The organism is Priestia sp. YIM B13552, from assembly GCF_042787775.1.
GTDB lineage: Bacteria > Bacillota > Bacilli > Bacillales > Bacillaceae_H > Priestia > Priestia megaterium_E.
Map to the genome: position 1 here is coordinate 734,362 of NZ_JBHZOU010000001.1, position 21,563 is coordinate 755,924.

Annotated in this window: 20 protein-coding genes; 7 read left to right on the top strand and 13 right to left on the bottom strand. The window is 39.8% G+C overall.

Annotated elements, in window-relative coordinates:
* Positions 1 to 5 precede the first annotated feature (5 nt).
* The 3 genes from ACFX40_RS03620 to ACFX40_RS03630 form a co-directional block, all read right to left on the bottom strand.
* Positions 6 to 2,537, bottom strand: a complete 2,532-nt coding sequence (locus tag ACFX40_RS03620) for a putative bifunctional diguanylate cyclase/phosphodiesterase (protein WP_377254183.1) — start codon at positions 2,535 to 2,537, stop codon at positions 6 to 8.
* 280 nt (positions 2,538 to 2,817) lie between these two features.
* On the bottom strand, positions 2,818 to 3,078 hold the full coding sequence (locus ACFX40_RS03625; RefSeq protein ID WP_377254185.1) for a hypothetical protein: 261 nt from the start codon (positions 3,076 to 3,078) through the stop codon (positions 2,818 to 2,820).
* Complete coding sequence (locus ACFX40_RS03630; protein WP_377254187.1) at positions 3,075 to 3,293, bottom strand: hypothetical protein; 219 nt, start codon at positions 3,291 to 3,293, stop codon at positions 3,075 to 3,077. The genes ACFX40_RS03625 and ACFX40_RS03630 overlap by 4 nt, the downstream gene beginning before the upstream one ends.
* Before the next feature lie 247 nt (positions 3,294 to 3,540).
* Here ACFX40_RS03630 and ACFX40_RS03635 point away from each other — a divergent pair, with 247 nt between their 5' ends.
* Positions 3,541 to 4,056: a cupin domain-containing protein gene (locus tag ACFX40_RS03635; protein ID WP_377237471.1), complete on the top strand. Its 516-nt coding sequence runs from the start codon at positions 3,541 to 3,543 to the stop codon at positions 4,054 to 4,056.
* Between the two features lie 150 nt (positions 4,057 to 4,206).
* Positions 4,207 to 5,199 carry a DUF3231 family protein gene (locus ACFX40_RS03640; RefSeq protein WP_377254189.1) on the top strand — a complete coding sequence of 331 codons (993 nt, stop codon included), beginning with the start codon at positions 4,207 to 4,209 and terminating at the stop codon, positions 5,197 to 5,199.
* Positions 5,200 to 5,348: 149 nt separating this feature from the next.
* Here ACFX40_RS03640 and ACFX40_RS03645 read toward each other — a convergent pair whose 3' ends face one another.
* The 8 genes from ACFX40_RS03645 to ACFX40_RS03680 form a co-directional block, all read right to left on the bottom strand.
* A complete protein-coding gene (locus tag ACFX40_RS03645; protein ID WP_377254192.1) occupies positions 5,349 to 5,987 on the bottom strand; it encodes an SdpI family protein in 639 nt (212 codons plus the stop codon).
* Positions 5,988 to 6,251, bottom strand: coding sequence for an autorepressor SdpR family transcription factor (locus ACFX40_RS03650; protein ID WP_377254195.1), 264 nt, complete (start codon positions 6,249 to 6,251; stop codon positions 5,988 to 5,990).
* Between the two features lie 105 nt (positions 6,252 to 6,356).
* A complete protein-coding gene (locus tag ACFX40_RS03655; RefSeq protein ID WP_029324973.1) occupies positions 6,357 to 6,530 on the bottom strand; it encodes a hypothetical protein in 174 nt (57 codons plus the stop codon).
* A gap of 208 nt (positions 6,531 to 6,738) precedes the next feature.
* A complete protein-coding gene (locus ACFX40_RS03660; RefSeq protein WP_377254198.1) occupies positions 6,739 to 9,768 on the bottom strand; it encodes an efflux RND transporter permease subunit in 3,030 nt (1,009 codons plus the stop codon).
* Positions 9,769 to 10,088: 320 nt separating this feature from the next.
* Complete coding sequence (locus ACFX40_RS03665; RefSeq protein ID WP_114324371.1) at positions 10,089 to 11,426, bottom strand: MFS transporter; 1,338 nt, start codon at positions 11,424 to 11,426, stop codon at positions 10,089 to 10,091.
* Positions 11,427 to 11,556: 130 nt separating this feature from the next.
* Positions 11,557 to 12,963, bottom strand: a complete 1,407-nt coding sequence (locus ACFX40_RS03670) for a sodium:solute symporter family protein (RefSeq protein ID WP_176526458.1) — start codon at positions 12,961 to 12,963, stop codon at positions 11,557 to 11,559.
* Between the two features lie 63 nt (positions 12,964 to 13,026).
* Positions 13,027 to 14,343, bottom strand: a complete 1,317-nt coding sequence (locus ACFX40_RS03675; RefSeq protein WP_377254201.1) for an aspartate aminotransferase family protein — start codon at positions 14,341 to 14,343, stop codon at positions 13,027 to 13,029.
* Between the two features lie 73 nt (positions 14,344 to 14,416).
* The gene (locus ACFX40_RS03680; RefSeq protein WP_098433511.1) at positions 14,417 to 15,787 is read right to left on the bottom strand and encodes a sigma-54 interaction domain-containing protein; all 1,371 of its coding nucleotides are present in this window, start codon (positions 15,785 to 15,787) and stop codon (positions 14,417 to 14,419) included.
* Positions 15,788 to 15,977: 190 nt separating this feature from the next.
* Between ACFX40_RS03680 and ACFX40_RS03685 the strand changes: the two genes are divergently transcribed.
* The 5 genes from ACFX40_RS03685 (at position 15,978) to ACFX40_RS03705 (ending at position 20,531) form a co-directional block, all read left to right on the top strand.
* Positions 15,978 to 16,784, top strand: a complete 807-nt coding sequence (locus ACFX40_RS03685) for a MurR/RpiR family transcriptional regulator (RefSeq protein ID WP_114324372.1) — start codon at positions 15,978 to 15,980, stop codon at positions 16,782 to 16,784.
* 26 nt (positions 16,785 to 16,810) lie between these two features.
* Entirely contained in the window at positions 16,811 to 17,638 is an 828-nt protein-coding gene (locus ACFX40_RS03690) for a GNAT family N-acetyltransferase (RefSeq protein ID WP_377254204.1), read from the top strand.
* Positions 17,635 to 18,744, top strand: coding sequence for an o-succinylbenzoate synthase (gene menC / locus ACFX40_RS03695; RefSeq protein ID WP_377254207.1), 1,110 nt, complete (start codon positions 17,635 to 17,637; stop codon positions 18,742 to 18,744). The genes ACFX40_RS03690 and menC overlap by 4 nt, the downstream gene beginning before the upstream one ends.
* A 50-nt stretch (positions 18,745 to 18,794) precedes the next feature.
* A complete protein-coding gene (locus tag ACFX40_RS03700) occupies positions 18,795 to 19,106 on the top strand; it encodes a hypothetical protein (protein ID WP_377254210.1) in 312 nt (103 codons plus the stop codon).
* A gap of 69 nt (positions 19,107 to 19,175) precedes the next feature.
* A complete protein-coding gene (locus tag ACFX40_RS03705; RefSeq protein WP_025749607.1) occupies positions 19,176 to 20,531 on the top strand; it encodes an arsenic transporter in 1,356 nt (451 codons plus the stop codon).
* Positions 20,532 to 21,059: 528 nt separating this feature from the next.
* Here the strand turns inward: ACFX40_RS03705 and ACFX40_RS03710 are convergent.
* Positions 21,060 to 21,263, bottom strand: a complete 204-nt coding sequence (locus ACFX40_RS03710) for an IDEAL domain-containing protein (RefSeq protein WP_016766443.1) — start codon at positions 21,261 to 21,263, stop codon at positions 21,060 to 21,062.
* Positions 21,264 to 21,312: 49 nt separating this feature from the next.
* Positions 21,313 to 21,480, bottom strand: coding sequence for a Fur-regulated basic protein FbpA (locus ACFX40_RS03715; protein WP_013055774.1), 168 nt, complete (start codon positions 21,478 to 21,480; stop codon positions 21,313 to 21,315).
* Positions 21,481 to 21,563 lie beyond the last annotated feature (83 nt).

Sequence of the window (21,563 nt, forward strand, 5' to 3'; positions counted from 1 at the left end):
TTGCTTCAGCTATTTAAAAATGCTGCTTCAAAATCCTTTGCAGCAAGAGGCTTACTAAACAAGTACCCCTGCATGTGATCACAGCCATTTTCCATTAAAAACGCTTTTTGATATTCTTCTTCCACACCTTCTGCGATTACCTGCAGCTTTAAGCTTTGAGACAAGCTGATAATCGCCTGCGCAATTTCACTGTTGCTGTAATCTTCTTGAATATCCTGGATAAAAGACCGGTCGATTTTCAAACAATCAATTGGTAATTTTTTTAAATAGCTTAATGAAGAATATCCGGTTCCAAAATCATCGATAGAAATTGATATACCATATTTCTTTAACAGATGTAAAGCTTTAATCGTTTCTTCCGCGTTCATCAGCAAAGTACTTTCCGTAATTTCCATTTCAAACCATGCGGGATCAAATCTATGGTGCGAAAGAAATTGCTGTATTTCATTAACCAACACAATCGGATCTTGAAACTGCCGCGGAGAAAAGTTAACCGCTAGCGTCATTTTTTCATTTCGGTTCTTGTTCCATTTGCTGACTTGAGAACAAGCTTTCTTCATGACAACTTCCCATAGAGACTGAATCAAACCCGCTTCTTCTGCTATAGGAATAAACGCTTCTGGAGAAACAAATCCAAGCTCTGCGTCATTCCAGCGAACTAATGCTTCTACACCGGTTATTACATTGCGCTTTGCTTCTATTTTCGGCTGATAGTAAACGTCAATGTCACCTTTTTGAATCGCTTTTCGTAAGCGCGTTTCGATGTGAACTTTTTCAGCTTGTTTTTGATTTAATGAATCATGATAAATACTTACTTTACTGCCGCCTTGTCTTTTTGAAGCATACATGGCGACATCTGCATACGTAATAAGCGTGTCCAAATTCGTAGAGTGCTCCGGATAAAAGCTTAATCCGCTGCTGATACTGACGAAAACTTCATCACTGTCAATGTAGCAGGGCTGCTGAACATACGCCATGATCTTCTCGGTAATACCTTCAACTTCTTCCGGTGTAAAATCGCTGAATAAAATAACAAACTCGTCTCCTCCTTGCCTTGTAAGAAAATTGTTAGCAGGAGGCAGACACTCTTTAATACGGTTGGCTATCAGCTGTATAAGCTGATCTCCTTTTGAATGCCCTAGCGTATCATTAATATCTTTAAACCGGTCTATATCCATAAATAACACGGCTACGTGACGAATGGAATTTTCCTTCGATTCAATTAAGCGCCTGTTTAATTCTTCTTTAAAATATCTTCTGTTTGGCAATCCTGTCAAAAAATCGTGATACGCATGATACTCACTTTCTTCCTGACTTTTCTTTAAATCGTCCACATATGTTTTTAAAAAGTGAGAAAGGTGGTTGATGTTTGCTACGAGTCCTCCCAGCTCATCTTTTCTTCTTACATTCAGCACCTTGCCAAAATTGCCTTTGGCGATTTGATTTACGTGCTCCATAATATGTTTAATTGGCCGCGTAATGGATGTAGAGAAGACAAAGCTGATAATAAGGACAATAAAGATAAACGGCAGAGACAGCAGTAAATGTTTGATTAATTCTTGCTGCAGCTCTCTTTCAATAAGTCCGTAGTCATAAACTACGCCTATTACATAAGCCGGAGAGTTTTTTTCTTTAATCGGTACCAGTGTTTTTAATACTTTTTTATGGTTAATTTTAGCAGTATAGCTTTGTGATTTTCCCGTTTTTAAAGCCTTTTGAATGGACATTTTATCACGTTCGGTATTTTGATACGTGTAGGTACCGTACCAAATCGGCTGATCTTTTATTCTAATATATTTATTGCCGTTTAAATATACGTTTTGATTTCTTTTTCCGAAATTTTTCGGGTTAAAAGCCGTTAGTTCAAGAACGCCTTCAAGATTTTCCGTAAAGCGGTCCATCACGTTCGTAGGGCCGAACCTTTTTTCAAAATCGAGGACGTGCTGATCCCGAAAATAAGGATCAATAATATAATTAGTAGACCCGTCGTAATAATAGCCCCACTTGTCAATGTGATTAGGGTTGCTAGAAGCTACTTCAATCGGCCCGCTCCAAAAGTGAGGTAAAGTCAATCCTTTTGTTGTCGTGACCGGCTGCTGAGAAAGAAGCTGCTGAAAAGATGTATACCAATAGCCCCACTCTTTTGTAGACATATTGATTTCCTTAGGATCAGAAGATTTTACGCCTATAATATCACCTTCTACGGGTGCTAATAATGTAATATGAGATACCCTCAGTTTTTTAGCCAACTGTTTTAACTCGTCATTGCTGACGTCATGATAATCAGCGGGCAAAGACTGTTGAATCGCAATCGAAGCCGTTCGTAATTCCTGTGCCATCCGATCTTCCATATAGGAGGCACTATTTTTAGAATTTTCGACTTCGTACGCAATTTCTTCTGTGACCAGCGTGATTTCCCGTTGATTAAACTCTGTTAATCTATTTTTTGATCGAATGTAGTGCAAGGTGTTATTCGCTAGTAGAATACACAATACCAGCAAAGTAAAGAATACGGACAACTTTTTCTTTATCGACACTAGTGATGGCCTCCTGTTTAAAGAACTGATCCGACAGTTTTAAAACCTGCCTATATGCTCTAGCTTTACATCGGATACTCTTCTTCAATTTCCACAAAAAAAGAATGAACTCATGCAAAAAACCAACCGCTTTGGTTGGCTCTATTCTTAACTAAATTATAAAACACAGCAAATAAATACTTTTATTTACATGGGTAGAACAAATTTGTATTACTATAATATTTTAACTTCTTTTGTCAAAATATCAATGCGTAAAATTTAACTTTCTTTATCCCTGCTGCTACTTTTTAAACTTCTTTAACATTCGGTGATACCAATAGATTCCGGCTCCCGTTAGTAAAATAATCGTTCCCCACTGATGCGGCAAAAACTTCAGCAGCCATATGGACATGATAATAGTCGCTACCGTTAAGTTACTCAGCCACTGTTCTCGGCTTAGCTTTTTCCTATTCACGATCACCGCCACATAACCAATGGGCGGCGCAAAAAAGCACAGAAGCAGCAGAAATTTTTCTGAACGGTACCAAGGATGTTTTTTCATTTTTCCTCACTTTTTCTATTTAAAATAAACTGATAGCCAAACGTCACAACGATCCCTGTCCAAAACATCGAAAATGACGACACTAACTCGGCACCTTTATAGGTATACATTATTACGTTCACAAACAGCAGCAATAAAAGGATATAAAAACCTGCCGACACAGCTTTATTCCAATTTTGATGCTCACGTTCAGAAGCATCCTTAAACAACTTCATCGAAACTCTCCTTTTACACCTCATATATCACTTATCTCTTTAGAAATTCTATCTTTATGTTAGCATACTGGGTAGTTTTGGAAAATAGATAGAGGGAATTCTATTGAAAATCCACAATCAATAACAATAGAACTATAAAAAGATAATAAATGTAAAAAAATAATTCTTTTTAACTATTTTCCCGCACACAAAACGTCCATATTAGTATACAATAATCTCAAAATATGTTTTTTAAGGAGATAAAAGGATGACAGCAACTCATAATCAGCTAACAAACGCTTTTCACCGTACACCACACGATCAAAACACATTTCATTTTCTTGATGAAAAAGTAACGCTTCTTGTATCAGGTGAAGATACAAACGGAGCTTACGCCGTAGCGCACGTAGTGAAACCAGCAAATCAAGGACCACCGCTTCACCTTCACGAACATGAAGATGAAACGTTTTACGTAAAGCGCGGATCGATGATTTTTTACATAGGAGAAGAAATAATTGAAGCAAAAGCGGGCGATTATGTTTTTGCTCCTCGAGGTATTCAGCACCGCTTTGTAACCGGACCAGAAGAAACGGAATTTATCCTTACTGCTTCTCCTGCAGGCTTTGATTCATTCGTTAAAGAACTTGGTATTTCCGTTCCAGAAAGTGCTCCTCTGCCGCAAGTAGGACCGCCTGCTGAGGAAGAAATTATGAGTTTAGTTACCGTCTCTAAAAAATACGGCATTACCTATCCTGAAATTGAAAAAGAAATGAATAAAAAATAACCAATACATAGAGATCTGCTCTTTACCGGGCAGATCTTTTTCTATTTTGATTTCAATTTACTCATGGAATAATTTAACACAACCTTGTCCACACTATACTTATCTGTTTTTCGTAGATACGTACCATTTTTATAGATAGGGGGAAACTCATTGAACGCAGAAAGCAAGCGTTTGACTTCAACTGAAATAACGAGTCTATGCGCGCAGTACCATCAGGATACGCTGGCGATTTGTGTCGCAAAACACGTTCTTGCAACGGTGACGGATGCCGAGATTCGGTCGCTGTTTGCTTTTTCGCTAAAGTTATCTGAAAGACATATTGAGATACTGACTGCCATTTTTCAGGCCGAACATTTTCCGTTGCCGAATGGATTTACAGATGAAGATGTGGACTTGCACGCACCTCCGCTTTTTACAGACTCGTTTTGGCTCAAGTATCTTCACGACATGACGATTCACGGCTTGTCAGGGTATGGCATTTCATTTAGCGTTTCGGTTCGCCGAGATCTTCGAGATTATTATCATCAGTGCAATTTAGATGCGATGGAGATCTATAATCGGTCGCTCGATCTGCTTTTAGCAAAAAATCTTTATGTACCGGCTCCTTATTTTTTAAATCCGAAACAACAAGAGCACATCACAGATTTGACTTACGCTCTTGATTTTGTCGGAAAGCAGCGTCTTTTAAACGCAAATGAAGCCGGTAATATTTATTTTAACTTACGCAAAAGCATGGCAACCAAAGCTCTTTTGATTGCCTTTAAGCAAGTGAGCAAACGAAAAGATGTGAAGAAAGTCATGGAGACGGGGCTTGATGTGGCCCACAAGCATATTGAGCTTTATTCTTCTATCATGCACGAGGAAAACCTTCACACGCCTCCGCTTTTGGATAATGAAATCACGACGTCTACGCACGCGCCTTTTTCAGAAAAGCTGATGACGTTTCACGCAGGCGCAATGTTTAAAGTAGCCATTACTTACTACGCAACGGCAATGACCACCAGCATGAGGCTTGATATTGTCGGGCACTGTGAAGCGTGTATTTTACGAGACTTAAAAGTAGCGGGGCGCTGCAGCGAAGTGATGATTAAAAACGGCTGGATCGAAAAGCCGCCTGAAGCAAGCGATCGTAAGCAAGTGTAAGTTTTTTCACAGCAACTCTTGACCTGAAACGCGTTTCATACTTTATGCTGTTTTTATTCTCATCAGCCGGCGTGACACGAACGGTGGCGTTACGGCTGATATGTTATCCATAAAAAAATCCGGTGTGTTCACCGGATTTTTTGGTATGCTTACATATTCATTTCTTTTTTATACGCCAAGTACGAATACAGATAAGGAATCGCCACGCACAGAACGATACTCCCCCACATGATAACTGACTTGTATCCATCAGGTAAAAAAGCGCTAATAAGAATTAGCAGTCCGCCGATAAAAAAGAGCTTTCCAGATAAACGATGCGTCTTTTTCCATACGATTTCATTACTCAATGTCCACGGTGTACGAATGCCCATAAAATAGTTCGAGCGCACGCGCTGCAAGTAGTTTCCGATAATGATAAAAACGAGTCCAGCCATAATCGGAGCAATGTACGACATCGGCACGTTATAGCCAAGCCCCTGTAAAATAGTGCTCATATTTACAAAAAAGAATAATAGCAGTACGGCGTTTAACACGATGTTATACGTTTTTGAAAAGTACTTATAATTTTCTTTACGCGGGTCAATTCGCGGAACAAATGCGATGATAAAATAAATAAGTACCATGATGCCTACTGTTAAGATCATTGCATTTATCTTCGTTGCAAATCCGTCTGCTTCTCCATTTGCTCCCCAGTGAATGGGCATCGTAGCTGGAAGATGCGGCAGTGCAATCAGCCATGCAACCAGTGTTAAAAGAGTAATGCCTAAAGGAAATACGTGCTTTTTCATTTAACTCTCTCCTTTCTGAAAGCTGAAAAACCAGCCGATTAAATCTTGAAAAATGGTTGTATTTAATGAATAAATCACAAACTGCCCTCTTTTTTCATCTTGAACGAGGTCCGCTTGCTTCAAGATTTTTAAATGATTTGAGATGCTTGGTTTGGTCATATTAAAATACTCGGAAATTTCTCCTGCGGTTAAATCCCGCTCTTTTAGCAGCTCTAAAATCTTTCTGCGAGTGGGATCCGCTAAAGCTTTAAACGTTTCATTCAATTGAAGTTCATCTCCATCATATTTAAGTATTTAGATAATTATCTAAATATTAAACTATAAAATATAATATGTCAATATTTTAAAAAGAGAACATCTGCATTTGACTCATTTTTTTGTTTTTTCAAAGCAGTCCATGCATACAAACTGCGCTTCTTGATGTAGGAAAGCTTTAATTTCGGTCATGCCTCTCTTACTTGGATACTTCATCCGCATCCATACTTCTTCATTCGGCTGAATTTCTTTTTGACAAACGGAACATCGCTCTTTTATTCCAAACATACTATCCCTCCATCTCTTTGTATAACTATACGTTTTACCAGCCAAAAGGTTTCATAAAAAAGAGGCTAGGACGTAACCAAATCAACCCTCGCTAGAAGCAACTACAGACATGAAACCTACGTTCATTCTACCAATAAAAAAATCCGAACCATTCATCGTTCGGATCTTCCTTCAACTAACATACTTATGTCCTCGCCTCTTTTAAACATTATAGGGGCGTTACGTCTTCCTGCTGTTTTTGCTGTATTCTTTGCTTTTTCGATTTTCTGAAATGAAGCAGTTCATATACAACCGGAATGACTACAAGCGTAAGAAGAGTCGCAACAGCTAATCCTCCGATTACAACGACTGCAAGACTTTGAGAAACAAGGCTTCCGCTTTCGCTTTGTTTAAATAATAGTGGCAGCATCGCACAAATCGTAGCAGCAGACGTCATGACAATTGGACGCATACGCGTAGCGGCTGCTTCAACAATCGCATCGCGCATAATCATTTTCTTTTCATTTTGCTTCACGCGGTCTAATAGTACAATGGCGTTGGTTACAACAATACCAATCAGCATCAGTGCTCCCAGTAAAGCCGTTACGTCTACTGGAATGCGGCTGATTAATAATCCTAAAACGGCACCGATTGCAGCAAGCGGAAGTGAAAATAAAATGGCAAACGGCGTGCGGATTGTTTTAAACGTAATCACCATAATTAAAAACACAATACCAATCGACACAAGCATTGTAATGAACAAGTCAGAGAAGTCTTCTCCTTGCTGAGTGCTTGCTCCTCCGATTACAACGTCAACATCTTTTGAAATCGACAGTCCTTTATTCTTACCGTCTCCAAAAATCACTGTTTGGATGTTTTTATTAATCTCTGAAAGCTTTTCTGGATTGACATCCGCTGTTACTTGAATATAAGGGTCTCCATTTTTATGAAACTGATTGGTTGGCTTTTCAGCTTGCGTTAGCGAAGCCACTTTTGAAACAGGGGACGGTCCTGTCTCTGTCATAATGGAAATATCTTTTAACTCTTTTGGTGATGTTGGATTTAGGACAGATTCAAGAAGTACGTTTGCTTGCTTGCCTTCTAAATCTATCGCTCCAATCGGCGTTTTGTTCAGCATAACGCCAAGCTGCTGCGCTACTTGCTGCGTATTCGCTTTTGTTGGATCTACGTCTAAAGAGTAAATCGTTTTCTTTTCGTCTTGGTTCGTAGAAACTTTGTCTACTCCTTTTATATCGCTGATTTCTTTCTTAATGCTGCTTGCCGTCTTTTCTAACTTGTTCATGTCATTTCCAATTACATCAACGGTAATGGAAGTAGTAGACGCTCCCATTAGTGAAGCAGCACTTACGCTAAGATCCCCTCCGTCATAGAGCTTCTTTTGATTTTGGATTCGTTTCATTAGTGAATCAATGTTTCCACTGTCTTTTACGGTAATCGTATACGTAGCTTCAGTAGGTGAACCAACGTCTCCCCACTTGGCTCCTTCGTCCGTATTACCAAGCTGCATGTATATTTCTTTTACTTCTTTTTGAGCTAAAATATAGCGTTCAAGCTGCAGTGATTTTTCTTCTACGGTTTTAATTGGCGTGTTATTTGGATAGCTTAACGTTGTGCCTACAAAGTCAGATGAAGAGTTATCAACCGCTCCTTTAGGCATCATCGTGTACGCGCCAATAGATCCGACAAATAAAAGCAGCGAAAGCAGCAGCACAACCCATTTATGATTAAGCGACCACGTAATGACCTTTGTAAAACGAACCGGCTGCTTGTGCTTGCGAATTTTTTCATTTTTTAATAATCCTGCACTCATTAACGGCACAACCGTAAGTGCGACAATTAGTGAAGACAGCAATGAATACGTCAGCGTTAGAGCAAACGGAAGCATAAAGTCCTGAAGCCCTCCGTTTACAAGGCCGATTGGTAAAAAGACGGCTACTGTCGTTAACGTAGAAGCGGTAATAGCAGAACCTACCTCTTTTGTCGCATCAATAATCAGCCCAAGCGAAAACTTTTCTTTTTGCATTTTCCGGAAGATGTTTTCAATAACAACGATACTATCATCTACCAATCTCCCAATCGCTACCGCTACTCCTCCAAGCGTTAAAATATTAAGCGTAACGCCTGATTTGGATAATAAAAAAAGCGTAAAGCAAAGCGATAGCGGAATGGATACAATTGTGATAAACGTAGAGCGAACGCTGCGTAAAAACAGCATGATTACAATGGTCGCAAAAAGTGCGCCCAGCAACACTTCTTTCATCATGGAATGAACAGAGTTTTGTACGCTGTCTCCTGTTGCAAAAAATACAGAAGCATTCACATTGTTATAGTCTTTGTTAATTTGCTGAGACAGTTTTTTTACTTCTTTTGTAATGCTAACGGCGTTTGAGTGACTGTCTTTTGTCACAATAAGTAAAAGTGCATCTTTTCCGTTAATATGCGTCACGACGCCTTCAGGCTTTTTCACTTCTACTTTTGCAAGGTCGCCCAGCGTTACATTCGGTGCAACCGGCAGCTTTTTCACTTTGCCCAAGCTGTCAATTTTACCTGTTACATTGATGTTGCTCGACTTGTTATTAATGACTTTTTCGCCAACTGCAAGCGACGTGTTTTTTCCTTCTAACACGCTGATGACTTTATCAATCGTCACGTTCTTTTGTGACAATTTTTTATTATCAACTTTAATAGACACGTAGGAATCCGCTGTTCCATACGTTTGAACACTCGCAATGCCTTTAACGTCTTTATATTTAGGGATCAGTTTTTTCTCTGCAAGATCCAGATTGTCTCTTGTTAATCCTTCTTTAAATGTGAGTGAAATATCTGCGATGGGAATCATAGAGGTATTTAATTGAATAACATTAGGCTTTGATACGCTGGCTGGAAGCTGCACCGAAGACAGTGCTTCTTGGACGTTTGTTTTTGCTTCTTTCATATCCGTTTTGGATTCAAATGAAAGATCGATTTTAGAATAGCCGTCTCCCGTCGTCGAATACACGTTGCTTTTTCCTTTAACACCGGCTACCGCTTCTTCAATCGGTGACGTAACTTGTTTTTCCATAGAGTCCGCATCCGTTCCTTGCCCCATAACCACTACTGACACTTGAGGCTGATCAGCGGTCGGCAGGAATTCCATCGGAAGTGTAAAATAACTAATGACTCCTAAAGCTAAAATTAAAATAGACATAATGGTGATAGCCGCTTTATTTTTGAACGACCATTTGGTGAGCCAAGACATGAAATTTCCCCTTTCACTTTTTCGTACAAACTTAGCCAAACATTTCTAAAATATGCTAAATAACCACTAAATTATACCTAATGTTCCTTACCATTTAAAGACTTATTTTTGTAAAAAGTCCCATTATTTGAACGAGATTATTTATGGATAATATAAGCAGCTCCTTTACAGCACAAAAAAAAGACGCCGATACCCGGCGTCCCACATGTAGTAAGTGAAAGAAGAAGAAGAATATGCCTACGATTTCTCAGGCAATTCTATGACCTTATTTGGTTTCTTCCCGTTTTTTTATGAAATAAACATATTTAGCATAAATTCCCTCAACTAGCAGCTCGGCTGTGCTTTGATTCCGTATCGTTTTGAATTTTTAAGGAAGTCAATAAAGCCACGATGCTTCCGGCAAAGCCAAATAAAAACAAGTGATGAATGCCTGCCATGAAGCTTCCGCCTGAAGTCAGCAACGCACCCATAATGGTAACGCCGATGGCTGTTCCCATGTTTCTGCAAAACATAAAAAATGACGTTGAAATACCTCTTTCATGTCCTCCTACTAATTGCTGTACACCAATGACGCCAACCGTAGAAAGCAGTCCAAACGATAGTCCTTGGACAATCATGACGCAAAACACGTAAAAGAAGCCGTGACTTTCATTTAGCATAAGCAGCAGTGTTCCAGAGCCAACCAGCAGCACATTTCCGATTAACAACAGCTTTCTATAGCCGTGTTTTAAAATCCATTTACCTGCAGGCACAGATACAGACATCCACCCGACCGCCGTTCCTAACAGCGCAACTCCGCTCATAAACAGTGACAGATGCGCTACTCGCTGTAAAAATAACGGAATGTAGCTTGACGTACCGAATAAAGCCACCGTTCCAATAAACGCATTAATATTAATCCATGACAGCGTTTTGTTTTGGAACATGGACAGGGGTACAATTGGTGAAGCGTGTTTTCGTTCATGTAGATAAAAAATCACTAATAAAATAAGTCCCGCGACTGTATACACAACTCGGTTTTGTTCCACTACCGTAACGAGCAGCAGTGATGTAACGCCCGCTCCAAACAAGATAGCACCGATGTAATCGACTTTTGCTCGTTTCGGCTTATAGCTTTCTTGATAGGGCATTAATGTCAGAAATGAAACAATACATACGGGTAAATTAATAAAGAAAATCCATCTCCACGTTAAATAATCCACAAAAAAAGCGCCTAAAAGCGGAGCTAATACAGCTGATAATCCCCACATCGTTGTAAAGAGCGCCTGAATCTTCCCTCGTTTCTCGACGGGAAATAAGTCTCCGGCAATAATAGCGGGAAACGCCACCATAAACCCGGCTCCTATTCCTTGAACCGCACGGAAAAGAACAAGCTGAATCATCGTATTTGCCACGCCGCAAAGCATTGAACCAATTAAAAAAGCAATAATTCCAAACCCAAATACTTTTTTGCGGCCAAATAAATCCGATAATCTTCCCGCTACCGGAGATAAAATCGTACTTGCAATCATGTACGAAGCAAACGACCACGCGTACAAATCAAATCTTCCAAGCTCTTTTGCAATAACGGGCATCGTCGTATTCATAATCGTTGAATCAAGCGAAGCCACTAGCATTGCCAGCACAATACTAACCATTACAGACGTTCTGCTTTTCATGTAACAATCTCCTTATCCCTATAATCTGAGCGTCTAGTGTACTCCTCCTTGCCGTTTGTTGTCTATACTTATGCATACAAAATGCTAAAAAGCTTCTCACTTTACTATGAGAAGCTTTTTACCCCCTTATTCACATATCTTCTTGAACCTTTTCTTGATCAGACAGTTCTTTGTTTCGAGCCATAACCGCAAATCCAGCCATTACAATGATGCTGCTTGAAATTCCGTATAGGATTGGCGTGGTAGAAGAAAGTCCTTCAATCAATAGACCTCCAAGTACTACTAGCGTACTGACAACAATCGCTGAAACTCCTGCTTTTGGATGAATGTCTTTCCAAAACAGCGACACAACAAATGGAACAAAAATCGCTCCTGATAAAATGGCATACGCAACATCTAAAGCAACAAGCACGTCTTGAATCCAAAGAGCAAAGATAATAGCAAGCACACCAACAATAAGTGTATTCACGCGGGTTAAAATTAAATAATTTTTCTCTGAAATATTTTTAAGCCACACTTTTTTAATAATATCATTACTAATCAGCGTAGAAGACGCAAGCAGTGTTCCTGAAGCAGTTGACATCAGCGCCGAACAAACGCCTGCCAGCACGAGACCTAATAACCCTTGAGGCAGAATTTGAATCGCAAGCGTCGCAAAAATGCTTTGACTGCTTTCTGCGTTTGGCAGCAGCAAATATGCACACATTCCAATTACACTTCCGGCAATCGCGTAGGCAATGCTGTACACGCCTGCAAAAATGGAGCCGTTTCGGGCAATTTTTTCTGTTCGCGCCGTAAATACCCGCTGCCAAATATCTTGAGATACTGCCATACCAAGCGTATACAAGAGGAAATACTGAAAGATTTGACCGTATCCAATGGATGAAAAATCAAAATAAGATGATGGCAAATCTCCGGCAAGGGCTTTGAAACCTCCTGCTTCTGATACACTCATTGGAAGCATAAATCCAAAAATCGCCACCGTCATCACAACAAATTGAATAATATCAGTAACCGTTACGCTCCACATTCCGCCTAAAATCGTATAGAACAAAACAATCGAACCGCCAATTAACATCGATGCCGTCATACTCCATCCGAGCAGCGCATGAATGATCGTTCCCATCCCAATCACTTGAGTGACTGATACCATGAGTGTATAAATAGCTGCAACAACGGCGCTGATAATTTGCGCTTGAGCGTTATATCTTTTTCCTAGCAGTTCGCTGATAGTCGTCACTTTCAACGACGAAATCCGCTTAATAAAAATCGTGCCAAGCGTAATGATCCCAAGTCCAATCATCGTCACAAACCAAATGCCAGACAGCCCGTGCTCATAGCCAAGCTGAGCCGTTCCAATCGTCGACGCTCCGCCTAAAATAACGGCAGACAAACACCCTAAATACATGAACATCCCTAAGTTTCGTCCCGCTAAAATAAAATCTTCTGATGACTTTGCTTTTAACGAGCCAATAATACCAGCTACAACCAATACGCCAAAATAGACAAACATAACCGTCATATCCAGTCCGTTCATAACAGATTCCTCCTTATTGTGGGTCAATCTATCTTTCATGGAAACAAAGAGCTTCCTAAAGCTTTAGATCACGTGAAGACTTGTGATTTCTGTCAATGCTTCATCTAATACCCGAAGCCCGGCATCAATTTCTTCTTTTGTAATCGTTAAAGGAGGAATCATTCGAATCACTTCTCCGCTATTTCCGCAAAGGTAAAACAGCACCCCTTTTTCCAAACATTTGTCTAGGATCTCAAGAAGAAGATTTCCGTCACCTTGCTTTGTTTTCGGATTAATAATTTCAATTCCAATCATTAGTCCTACTGAACGAATGCTTCCGATCACTTCATGCTTCGCTTTTACATGCTGAAGCTGATCCGCTGCATATTTCCCCATTGCTTTTGAGTTTTCAATCAGCTTTTCTTCTTTTAATACGTCCAGAGTCGCAAGTGCTGCTGAACAAGCAATAGGATTGCCTCCAAAAGTTGTTCCGTGTGTACCAATCGGCCACTTTTCCATTAACTGTTTGGAAGCTACGGTCGCACTTAACGGAAGTCCTGATGCTATGCCTTTTGCGATTGCCATAATGTCAGGCGTCACGTCAAACGTTTGAGCTGCAAACCACTCGCCGGTCCGTCCAAAGCCGGTTTGCACTTCGTCAAAAATAAGCAGAATGCCGTGTCTGTCACACACTTCTCTTATTTTTTGCAGCCACGCTTTCGGAGGGATCACGTAGCCGCCTTCTCCAAGAACCGGCTCTACAATCATGCATGCTACTTCTTCCGGCGTTACTTGATGCTTAAACAAAGTGGCAAAATCTCTTTCCAGCTTTTCCACGCAGTAGATTTCCGGATCTTCTCCTTTTGGACACTGAGTCGCGTCTGCATAAGGCACTTGATACGTTAAGCCCGATGGCTGAAGAAATTTCCGGTATTTGCTTTTTGATGTTGTCACACTAAGCGCTCCGAGAGAACGGCCGTGAAAGCAGCCCATAAACGAAACCGTATAAGGTCTTTGCGTAACGTACTTTGCCAGTTTTAACGCTCCTTCAATTGCTTCGGTTCCGCTGTTAGCAAAGAAAAAGCAGTCCAACCCTCTTGGCAATACTGTTTTTAATTCTTCGGCAAGCTGTAAAATAGATTCGTACATAATCACACCCGACGGGCCGTGCATAAGATGGTCAACGCTTTCTTTGATCGCTTGTACAACTTTAGGGTGACGATGACCTGTATTCGCTGTTGCAATACCTGATGTAAAATCTAAATACGTTTTTCCGTCAGCTCCGTAGTAGTAGCAGCCTTCTGCTTTTACCACGGGTAAATTAGGATGATCTTTCGCCATGCTTGGTGCTAGTAAATCGGGTAAACTGTTCATTAACTGTGTAAGTGATGCCTGCGTCATCTGACTTCCTCCTCGCAATCTATCAAGTAATGTGTTTGTACTTGTTTTACATGCAAAGAGCGTGCCAAAGACGTTAAAAAACGGAATGTTTTTTTAATTTTCTAACAACTGAAGGCTGACTGATTCCAAGTGCTTCCCCTATTTCTGTTGTCGTTTTATACTGTTTTTTTGCTTTTACTAATATCTCTTTTTCCAGCTCGTTTAACGCGTCATTAAGCTTCATTTCCCCATGTTCTTCAACGTTTTGAATCCGTTTTTTTCTATGCAGAGAATGCGGCAAATGCTCCATTGTAATCAGCGTTTGCGAAGATACAACCACAGCGTGTTCAATCACATTAATTAACTCTCGTACGTTCCCTTTCCACTCGTGGGAAAGCAGTGCGTGAATAACCGCATTATCAAACGTTCTTTTTCGGTTGTATTTCTTTTCAAACTGCTCGACAAAATGTGTGAGCAGCGGAAAAATATCTTCAGGGCGCTCGTTCAAAGATGGAATGGTAATCGGTACGACGCTTAAACGAAAATATAAATCTTCTCGAAATTCTTTTTCAGCAACGGCTTTTTCTAAATCTTTGTTCGTCGCTGCAATTAAGCGGAAGTCCACGGTTTTAGGCTTTCTTCCGCCAACGGAATAAAACTGTTTTTCTTGAATGAGCTTTAAAATTTTCACTTGATGCGCCGGTGACAGTTCTCCGACTTCATCTAAAAAAAGCGTACCTCCATCTGCTAATTCGACCAGTCCCACCTTCCCATTTTTAGATGCACCGGTAAAAGCACCCGCTTCATAGCCAAACAGTTCGGCCTCAAATAAATGATCTGGAATCGCCCCGCAGTTCACTTCAATAAACGGCCCTTTGCTTCTTGTACTTTTGTTATGTATCAGCTTAGCTAAGTGCGTTTTTCCTACTCCTGACTGCCCTAAAAGTAAAATATTTACGTCTACATTCGAAACGTGAACAGCCGTACGAAGAACGTGCTGCATCTTTTCGCTGTTGCACACAATTCCTTCTGTTGATAGATTTTGGTTCCGCAGCAGCATAAGCTCGCTCTTTACGCGCTGCATTTCGCCTTCCATCGCATCAAGATATGTTTTCATTTCCATAAGCTCCGTCACATCATGAGAATAGCTGACGATTCTTTTAATCTCTCCTTTTTCATCTTTGACAGGAATGCCCGTAACGAGTACCTGCTTGCCTTGTTTAGTTGTTTGTACAAGCGTAATTTTCTTCTTTGTTTCAAGCACAATTGGCGTGACGATTGGCGTAAACAGTCCTTGTTTTTCAAGTTCATAAACAGACTTCCCCAACAGTTTTTCAGCTTTTACATCGTAAATGTTTCCCGTTCCTTCATGTATTCGGACAATGATGCCTTTTTCATCCGTGACAAGCAAATCATCTTTTAATGAATGAAGGATCCACTGATTTTCATTCCATTCTGAATTCATGTATGCTCCCTGCTTTCTATTCATTTTTGAATAAAATACAATTCGTTTTTGAATAACGGCATTTATTTTTGAATAATCAATTTATTATATCACGAGGACTTCTTTTTATTTTGAAACAGCAATTGAAATGAAGTTAAAAATGCATTAATATATTTTTATGAAGTTATAACTTCTTTTTTTAGGAGGCTATATGAATCCATCATTTCAAGAATTAATTAAACATAAATTTCCTGACCTTTCTCGCGGTCAAAAAAAAGTGGCGGAGTTTCTCGTCAATTTTACGGAAAAAGGCTCGCTGTACACGGCCGGGCAAATCGGCAAAGAAGCAGGTGTCAGTGAAACAACCGTTATTCGTCTAGCTTACGCACTTGGATTAAATGGTTTTTCCGATTTGCAGGAGCTAATGCGAAAAGAATGGCTTTCTTCTGCCGAATCAAAAGAAGCAGCTAGCAAACCTGCAGCTGATTCTGCAGCGGAAGAAAAGAAAATCTTCGATGAATGGCTCTCTCCAGTTGACGAAAAAGAATTATCTCAAGCTGTAGAGGCGCTTATCAAAAGTGATCAAGTGTATATTGCGGGTTTCCGCGAATCTCATACGGCAGCCTACTGGCTGTATTATAAAATGAATCAGCTTCGCAATCATGTTCTTTTATCTTTTCCAACTGGATTTTTGCTTGAAACGCTATGCAATCTTACTAGTGAGTCTGCTGTTGTTGTATTTTCACTGCCGCGCTATACAAAAGAAGCGCTTGAAGTAGCTCAGCAGGCTAAAAAACAAGGAGCGAAAGTAATTGCCATTACAGACCGCCGTTTGTCTCCGGTAGGTCAAATCGCTGATATCACGCTTTTAGCCGGAACAACCGAACATATTTTATCGCTTCTTGCCCTATCTCAAATTGTCATTAGCAGCATGCAAAAAAGAGATGAAAAAACGGCTGGAAAACGACAAGAACACTTGGAAAAGCTCTATGCCGAGCAAGGCATCTTTTTAGAATAGATGATAAAAAGAAAGGAAGTAAAAATATGACTGAAGCCTTAACGATTCGTTCACTCACAACAACCACTGAACTAGAAGACGTACGCGCATTAGAAAGCCGCGTCTGGGGAGAAGAAGAAGCCACGCCCGTTCATCAAACCTTGACCGCTGTTAAAAACGGAGGTCTTGTTCTTGGTGCGTTTCTAGATGAAAAGCTGATTGGCTTTCAATATAGTTTTCCAGGGTTTGACGGAACGTGCGTCTATTTATGTTCTCATATATTAGCAGTTGACCCTGCCTATCGCAGCATGGGTATCGGTGCCAAACTTAAGCATGCGCAGCGCCAGGAAAGTAAAAAAAAGGGTTATTCATATATCAGCTGGACGTATGATCCTCTAGAAAGCGCCAACGGGTATTTAAATATTGGAAAGCTTGGAGCCGTTTGTTCTACCTATATTGAAAACTGCTACGGAGACATGAATGATCCGTTAAATGCTGACTTGCCTTCTGATCGATTCGTTGTAGAATGGGCATCCGCAGAAGATACAAAACGAGCTCAGCTTCTTTATACGCCAGATCAAATAATGGACGCATCGCTCATTCAATGGACGTTAACGGATGAAGGGTTCCCTTCTGTTACAGATATTGATGAAAAATGGTTGGATCATGACATCGTGTCTGTAGCTATTCCGTCTGCTTTTCAGCAAATGAAAGAAGTCTCTCCTTCTCTTGCATTGGACTGGCGTATGCGAACAAGACGCGTATTTCAAACGTGTTTTGCAAAAGGATTCCAAGTAACAGACTTCATGAAGTATCCAGAAAGCAGCGCACCCGTTCATTTTTATATTTTAACGAAAAAAGAGGTGCAAAAATGAACATAAAACACGTCATTTTACGGCATTTAAAAATGGATTTACTTCACCCTTTTACCACAAGCCTTGGGAAAGAAGTGGATCGAGACTTTATTTTAGTAGAAATTCAAGACGAAGACGGACGATCCGGCTGGGCTGAATCCGTAGCGTGCGCCGATCCTTTTTATAAAGAAGAAACGCTCAAAACAAACTGGCACATTATGGAGGATTTTTTAATTCCTTTGCTTCAACAGAAAGAAATTCAGCACCCTGACGAAGTATCTCAACGCTTTGCTCATATCCGAGGCAATTACATGGCAAAAGCGGCGTTAGAAGGCGCAGTTTGGGATTTGTATGCGCGCAGGCAAAACCTCTCTCTATCTAAAGCGCTAGGAGGCAGTAAAAGTCAAATTGAAGTTGGTCTCAGCGTTGGCATTCAGCCTACTATTGACGAAACGCTTCGCAAAATTGCAGCCGGCTTGAATGAAGGATATAAGCGCATCAAAATTAAAATTAAGCCGGGCTGGGATCTTAACTTGACGCGCGCAGTTCGAAACGAGTTCCCTTCTATTCCCCTGATGGTTGATGCGAACTCTGCTTATACGCTTGCAGATGCTGATCACCTTGCTCAGCTTGATGAGTTTGATTTAATGATGATTGAACAGCCGTTGGCTCATGATGATTTAATTGATCATGCTGAACTGCAGGTCCGCATGCGCACGCCCATTTGCTTAGATGAAAGTATTCATTCAGCTGAAGACGTTCGAAAAGCTATTAAACTTGGAAGCACACAAATTATTAACATTAAAATTGGACGAGTAGGCGGACTAACAGAAGCAAAAAAAATTCATGACCTTTGTCAAACTCACGGTGTGCCCGTATGGTGCGGCGGTATGCTGGAATCCGGTATCGGACGAGCACATAATATTGCCATTACCACACTTGCCAATTTTACGCTTCCCGGAGATACAGCCGCATCCTCTAAATACTGGCCGCGTGATATCGTTCATCCGGAAATCACGGTCGACAACGGGATTATTTCCGTTCCTGATACACCAGGCATCGGCTACGAACCTGATCACGATCAGATACAAGCGCTAACTTTACACGAAAAAATCTATACTTGCTAATCTTAAACAGACTGGAGCAAAAGTATGTTAGTTAAAGGAAGATCCGAACGATGAATAGTTCGGATTTTTTTATTGATATGGCGAGCGTAGGTTTCATGTATATAGCGGCTTTTATCTGTGCAAGACGAAGACGCCTGCGGGACAAGCAGAAAGCAAAGTCTGGCATGAAAATCAACAGCGTTTTAAAAAGCAATGCCTACCAGCTCCTTTATCCAATTGATTTTTCTTTAGATTGGATAGATTTAGTTATGTCCCAGCCTCTTTTTCATAGGCGTCTCTCCCAATATGACACGTGCCTTGGCAAGATAAACAAACATATTAGTAAAAATGGTCTTATGCACAATCCTTCTAGTAATAAATGAATATAAATAGAGTGTAAGGGACATGCAAGGGTATATTCATTACAAATTTTAGAAGAAAGGAGCATACTGATGAATATTGAAATTGGAATTGCCATTTTCGTGTTTACAATGACAATGCTCGTCATTTTTTGGAGGCCAAACGGCATCAATGAAGCATGGCCGGCATCCATAGGAGCAGCCATTATCCTGCTTACAGGCATTGTATCCAAATCAGACATTGTTGATATTTTCGGAAAGATAAGCGGCGCTTCTATCACCATTATTGCCACCATTGTCATGGCCGTCATATTAGAAAGCTTCGGATTCTTCCACTGGGCAGCTGCACGGCTAGTGAGTTTATCCAAAGGCTCAGGGTACCGATTATATTGGTACATCCAACTGCTTTGCTTTTTAATGACTTTACTATTTAATAATGACGGCAGTATTTTAATTACCACTCCAATTTTAATTCTACTTTTGAAAAACCTTCAGCTAAAACCCCACCAGCAGATCCCCTACCTTTTAAGTGGAGCGCTTATTGCTACCGCTTCCAGCGCGCCTATAGGTGTAAGTAATATTGTCAATTTGATTGCCTTAAAAATTGTTCATATGTCGCTTTATATGCACACAGCGATGATGTTTGTACCGGCGACACTTGGTTTATTATTTATGTCTTGGCTCATGTATACGGTCGTAAAACGCCATTTGCCAAAAAAACTGCCGCATGCTTCAAAAGATATAGAAGAGAGTTTCTTTACGAAACAGTTTCACCCCTTAAAAGGAAGCATTTCTGTTGAAACAAAACGTAAACGCACACAATTTATGCTGAAAGTTTTATTATTTGTGTTTGTTATGCGCTGTCTCCTATTTGTCGCCTCTTATTTCGGCATACCAATCGAATTGGTTGCTGTACTGGGCTCATTGATCTTGCTTATTTGGAGATGGTATCACTTACGTACAAACCCAATTGATATTTTAAAGAAAACGCCGTGGCACATTTTCGTTTTTGCATTTTCAATGTACGTTATTATTTACGGATTGCATAACGTAGGATTGACAGATCTACTTGTAAAAATTTGCGAACCAATTGTGAATCGAGGGCTTTTTGAAGCAAGCTTTATCATGGGAGGACTTGTTTCCATTCTCTCTAACTTGTTTAACAATCACCCTGCTTTAATGGTCGGAACCATTACCTTGACTGAAATGGGGCTCGATCCTATTACTCTTAAAACTATTTACCTTGCTAATATTATTGGAAGTGATATGGGCTCGCTTTTATTGCCAATTGGAACACTGGCTTCTCTTATTTGGATGCATATTTTAAAAGAAAATCATATCAAGGTAAAATGGAAAGATTATTTAAAAGTATCACTTATCGTTATCCCGCTTACCACCATCGTTACGCTTTTCCTCCTATTCTACTGGGTTCAGCTCATTTTTTCTTAATACTGATTTACAGGACGGATTGTACTCTTTTGAAGCTTACAGTCCGTCAGAAATAAACAAATGTCTCCTATAAAAACCCACTATATTTTTCTAATGTTTTTTTATAGATACACATTCACCCAATAAAAACATTTTTTTACATTCACTAATTATTTAGAACAATTTAAAAAGAAAATCAATAAATATATTGAATCGAATTTCGTTCATGTGATAAGATATGGTTATATTGTTACTTTAACAATACATAGAGCGAATGAATTAGAAAATATGCAGTTGCATAGAACTTTCTAAACCCCACACGCAACATTTAGAGAGTGACATTCATTTTCTCAGTAACACCCATACCTTTCTGAAAAGAGTGAGTACATTAGACTTGCTCTTTTTGTCTGTTCAGTGATAAGGTTCATTTCTTATGTAAGGCCTTCGTTTGCAATAAGACAACAAAAAAACAGGTAACTAAGCATGCCGCTTCTTACCTGTTTTTATATGCTAAAATGATAAAATCAAATTCTATCGCGCAAACGCCTTTTACGAAATTGATTTTAATTCTTCAATTAATTGAAAAAATTTCTCTTTGTTTCTTTCTTCTAATGTTTGATCGACTTCACGTAAAATTTGATCTCTTCTAAAATCTCGGATAGCCTTATTTAATACCATTTTAGCAAATATAGAATCGAGGATATCCATACGGATGGGCTGCGAGTCTGTCGGGTGCTTTTCGATATAAATCAACTCCTATCCTTTCCTCTATTATAACAAATTCTAGCAATGTATCAAAATTTCATCGGGATATGCGCTGTTGTGAAATAGCTTCGTATTCTGTTTCTAGCTCTTGAAGCGTAAGCTCATATAACTGCTTATTTCCTTTTTTATAAACCCCTGCATCCAGCAATAAATCAATCATTGATGTTTTTTTACATTGTATGTGAGAGTAAGCTTGTTTTGTCATCGTTACACCGCCTATTTTACACTTAAATATGAAATGATTTCTCTATCTTTCACGACCTTTCTTTATCATACGGCCCGTCCTTT

Coding starts and splice junctions, on each gene's coding strand:
- ACFX40_RS03625 (WP_377254185.1), bottom strand. CDS start 3,078: ATGAAAAAACATCCTTGGTACCGTTCAGAAAAATTTCTGCTGCTTCTG.
- ACFX40_RS03630 (WP_377254187.1), bottom strand. CDS start 3,293: ATGAAGTTGTTTAAGGATGCTTCTGAACGTGAGCATCAAAATTGGAAT.
- ACFX40_RS03635 (WP_377237471.1), top strand. CDS start 3,541: ATGACAGCAACTCATAATCAGCTAACAAACGCTTTTCACCGTACACCA.
- ACFX40_RS03645 (WP_377254192.1), bottom strand. CDS start 5,987: ATGAAAAAGCACGTATTTCCTTTAGGCATTACTCTTTTAACACTGGTT.
- ACFX40_RS03655 (WP_029324973.1), bottom strand. CDS start 6,530: ATGTTTGGAATAAAAGAGCGATGTTCCGTTTGTCAAAAAGAAATTCAG.
- ACFX40_RS03660 (WP_377254198.1), bottom strand. CDS start 9,768: ATGTCTTGGCTCACCAAATGGTCGTTCAAAAATAAAGCGGCTATCACC.
- ACFX40_RS03665 (WP_114324371.1), bottom strand. CDS start 11,426: ATGAAAAGCAGAACGTCTGTAATGGTTAGTATTGTGCTGGCAATGCTA.
- ACFX40_RS03670 (WP_176526458.1), bottom strand. CDS start 12,963: ATGAACGGACTGGATATGACGGTTATGTTTGTCTATTTTGGCGTATTG.
- ACFX40_RS03675 (WP_377254201.1), bottom strand. CDS start 14,343: ATGACGCAGGCATCACTTACACAGTTAATGAACAGTTTACCCGATTTA.
- ACFX40_RS03680 (WP_098433511.1), bottom strand. CDS start 15,787: ATGAATTCAGAATGGAATGAAAATCAGTGGATCCTTCATTCATTAAAA.
- ACFX40_RS03685 (WP_114324372.1), top strand. CDS start 15,978: ATGAATCCATCATTTCAAGAATTAATTAAACATAAATTTCCTGACCTT.
- ACFX40_RS03690 (WP_377254204.1), top strand. CDS start 16,811: ATGACTGAAGCCTTAACGATTCGTTCACTCACAACAACCACTGAACTA.
- menC (WP_377254207.1), top strand. CDS start 17,635: ATGAACATAAAACACGTCATTTTACGGCATTTAAAAATGGATTTACTT.
- ACFX40_RS03700 (WP_377254210.1), top strand. CDS start 18,795: ATGAATAGTTCGGATTTTTTTATTGATATGGCGAGCGTAGGTTTCATG.
- ACFX40_RS03705 (WP_025749607.1), top strand. CDS start 19,176: ATGAATATTGAAATTGGAATTGCCATTTTCGTGTTTACAATGACAATG.
- ACFX40_RS03715 (WP_013055774.1), bottom strand. CDS start 21,480: ATGACAAAACAAGCTTACTCTCACATACAATGTAAAAAAACATCAATG.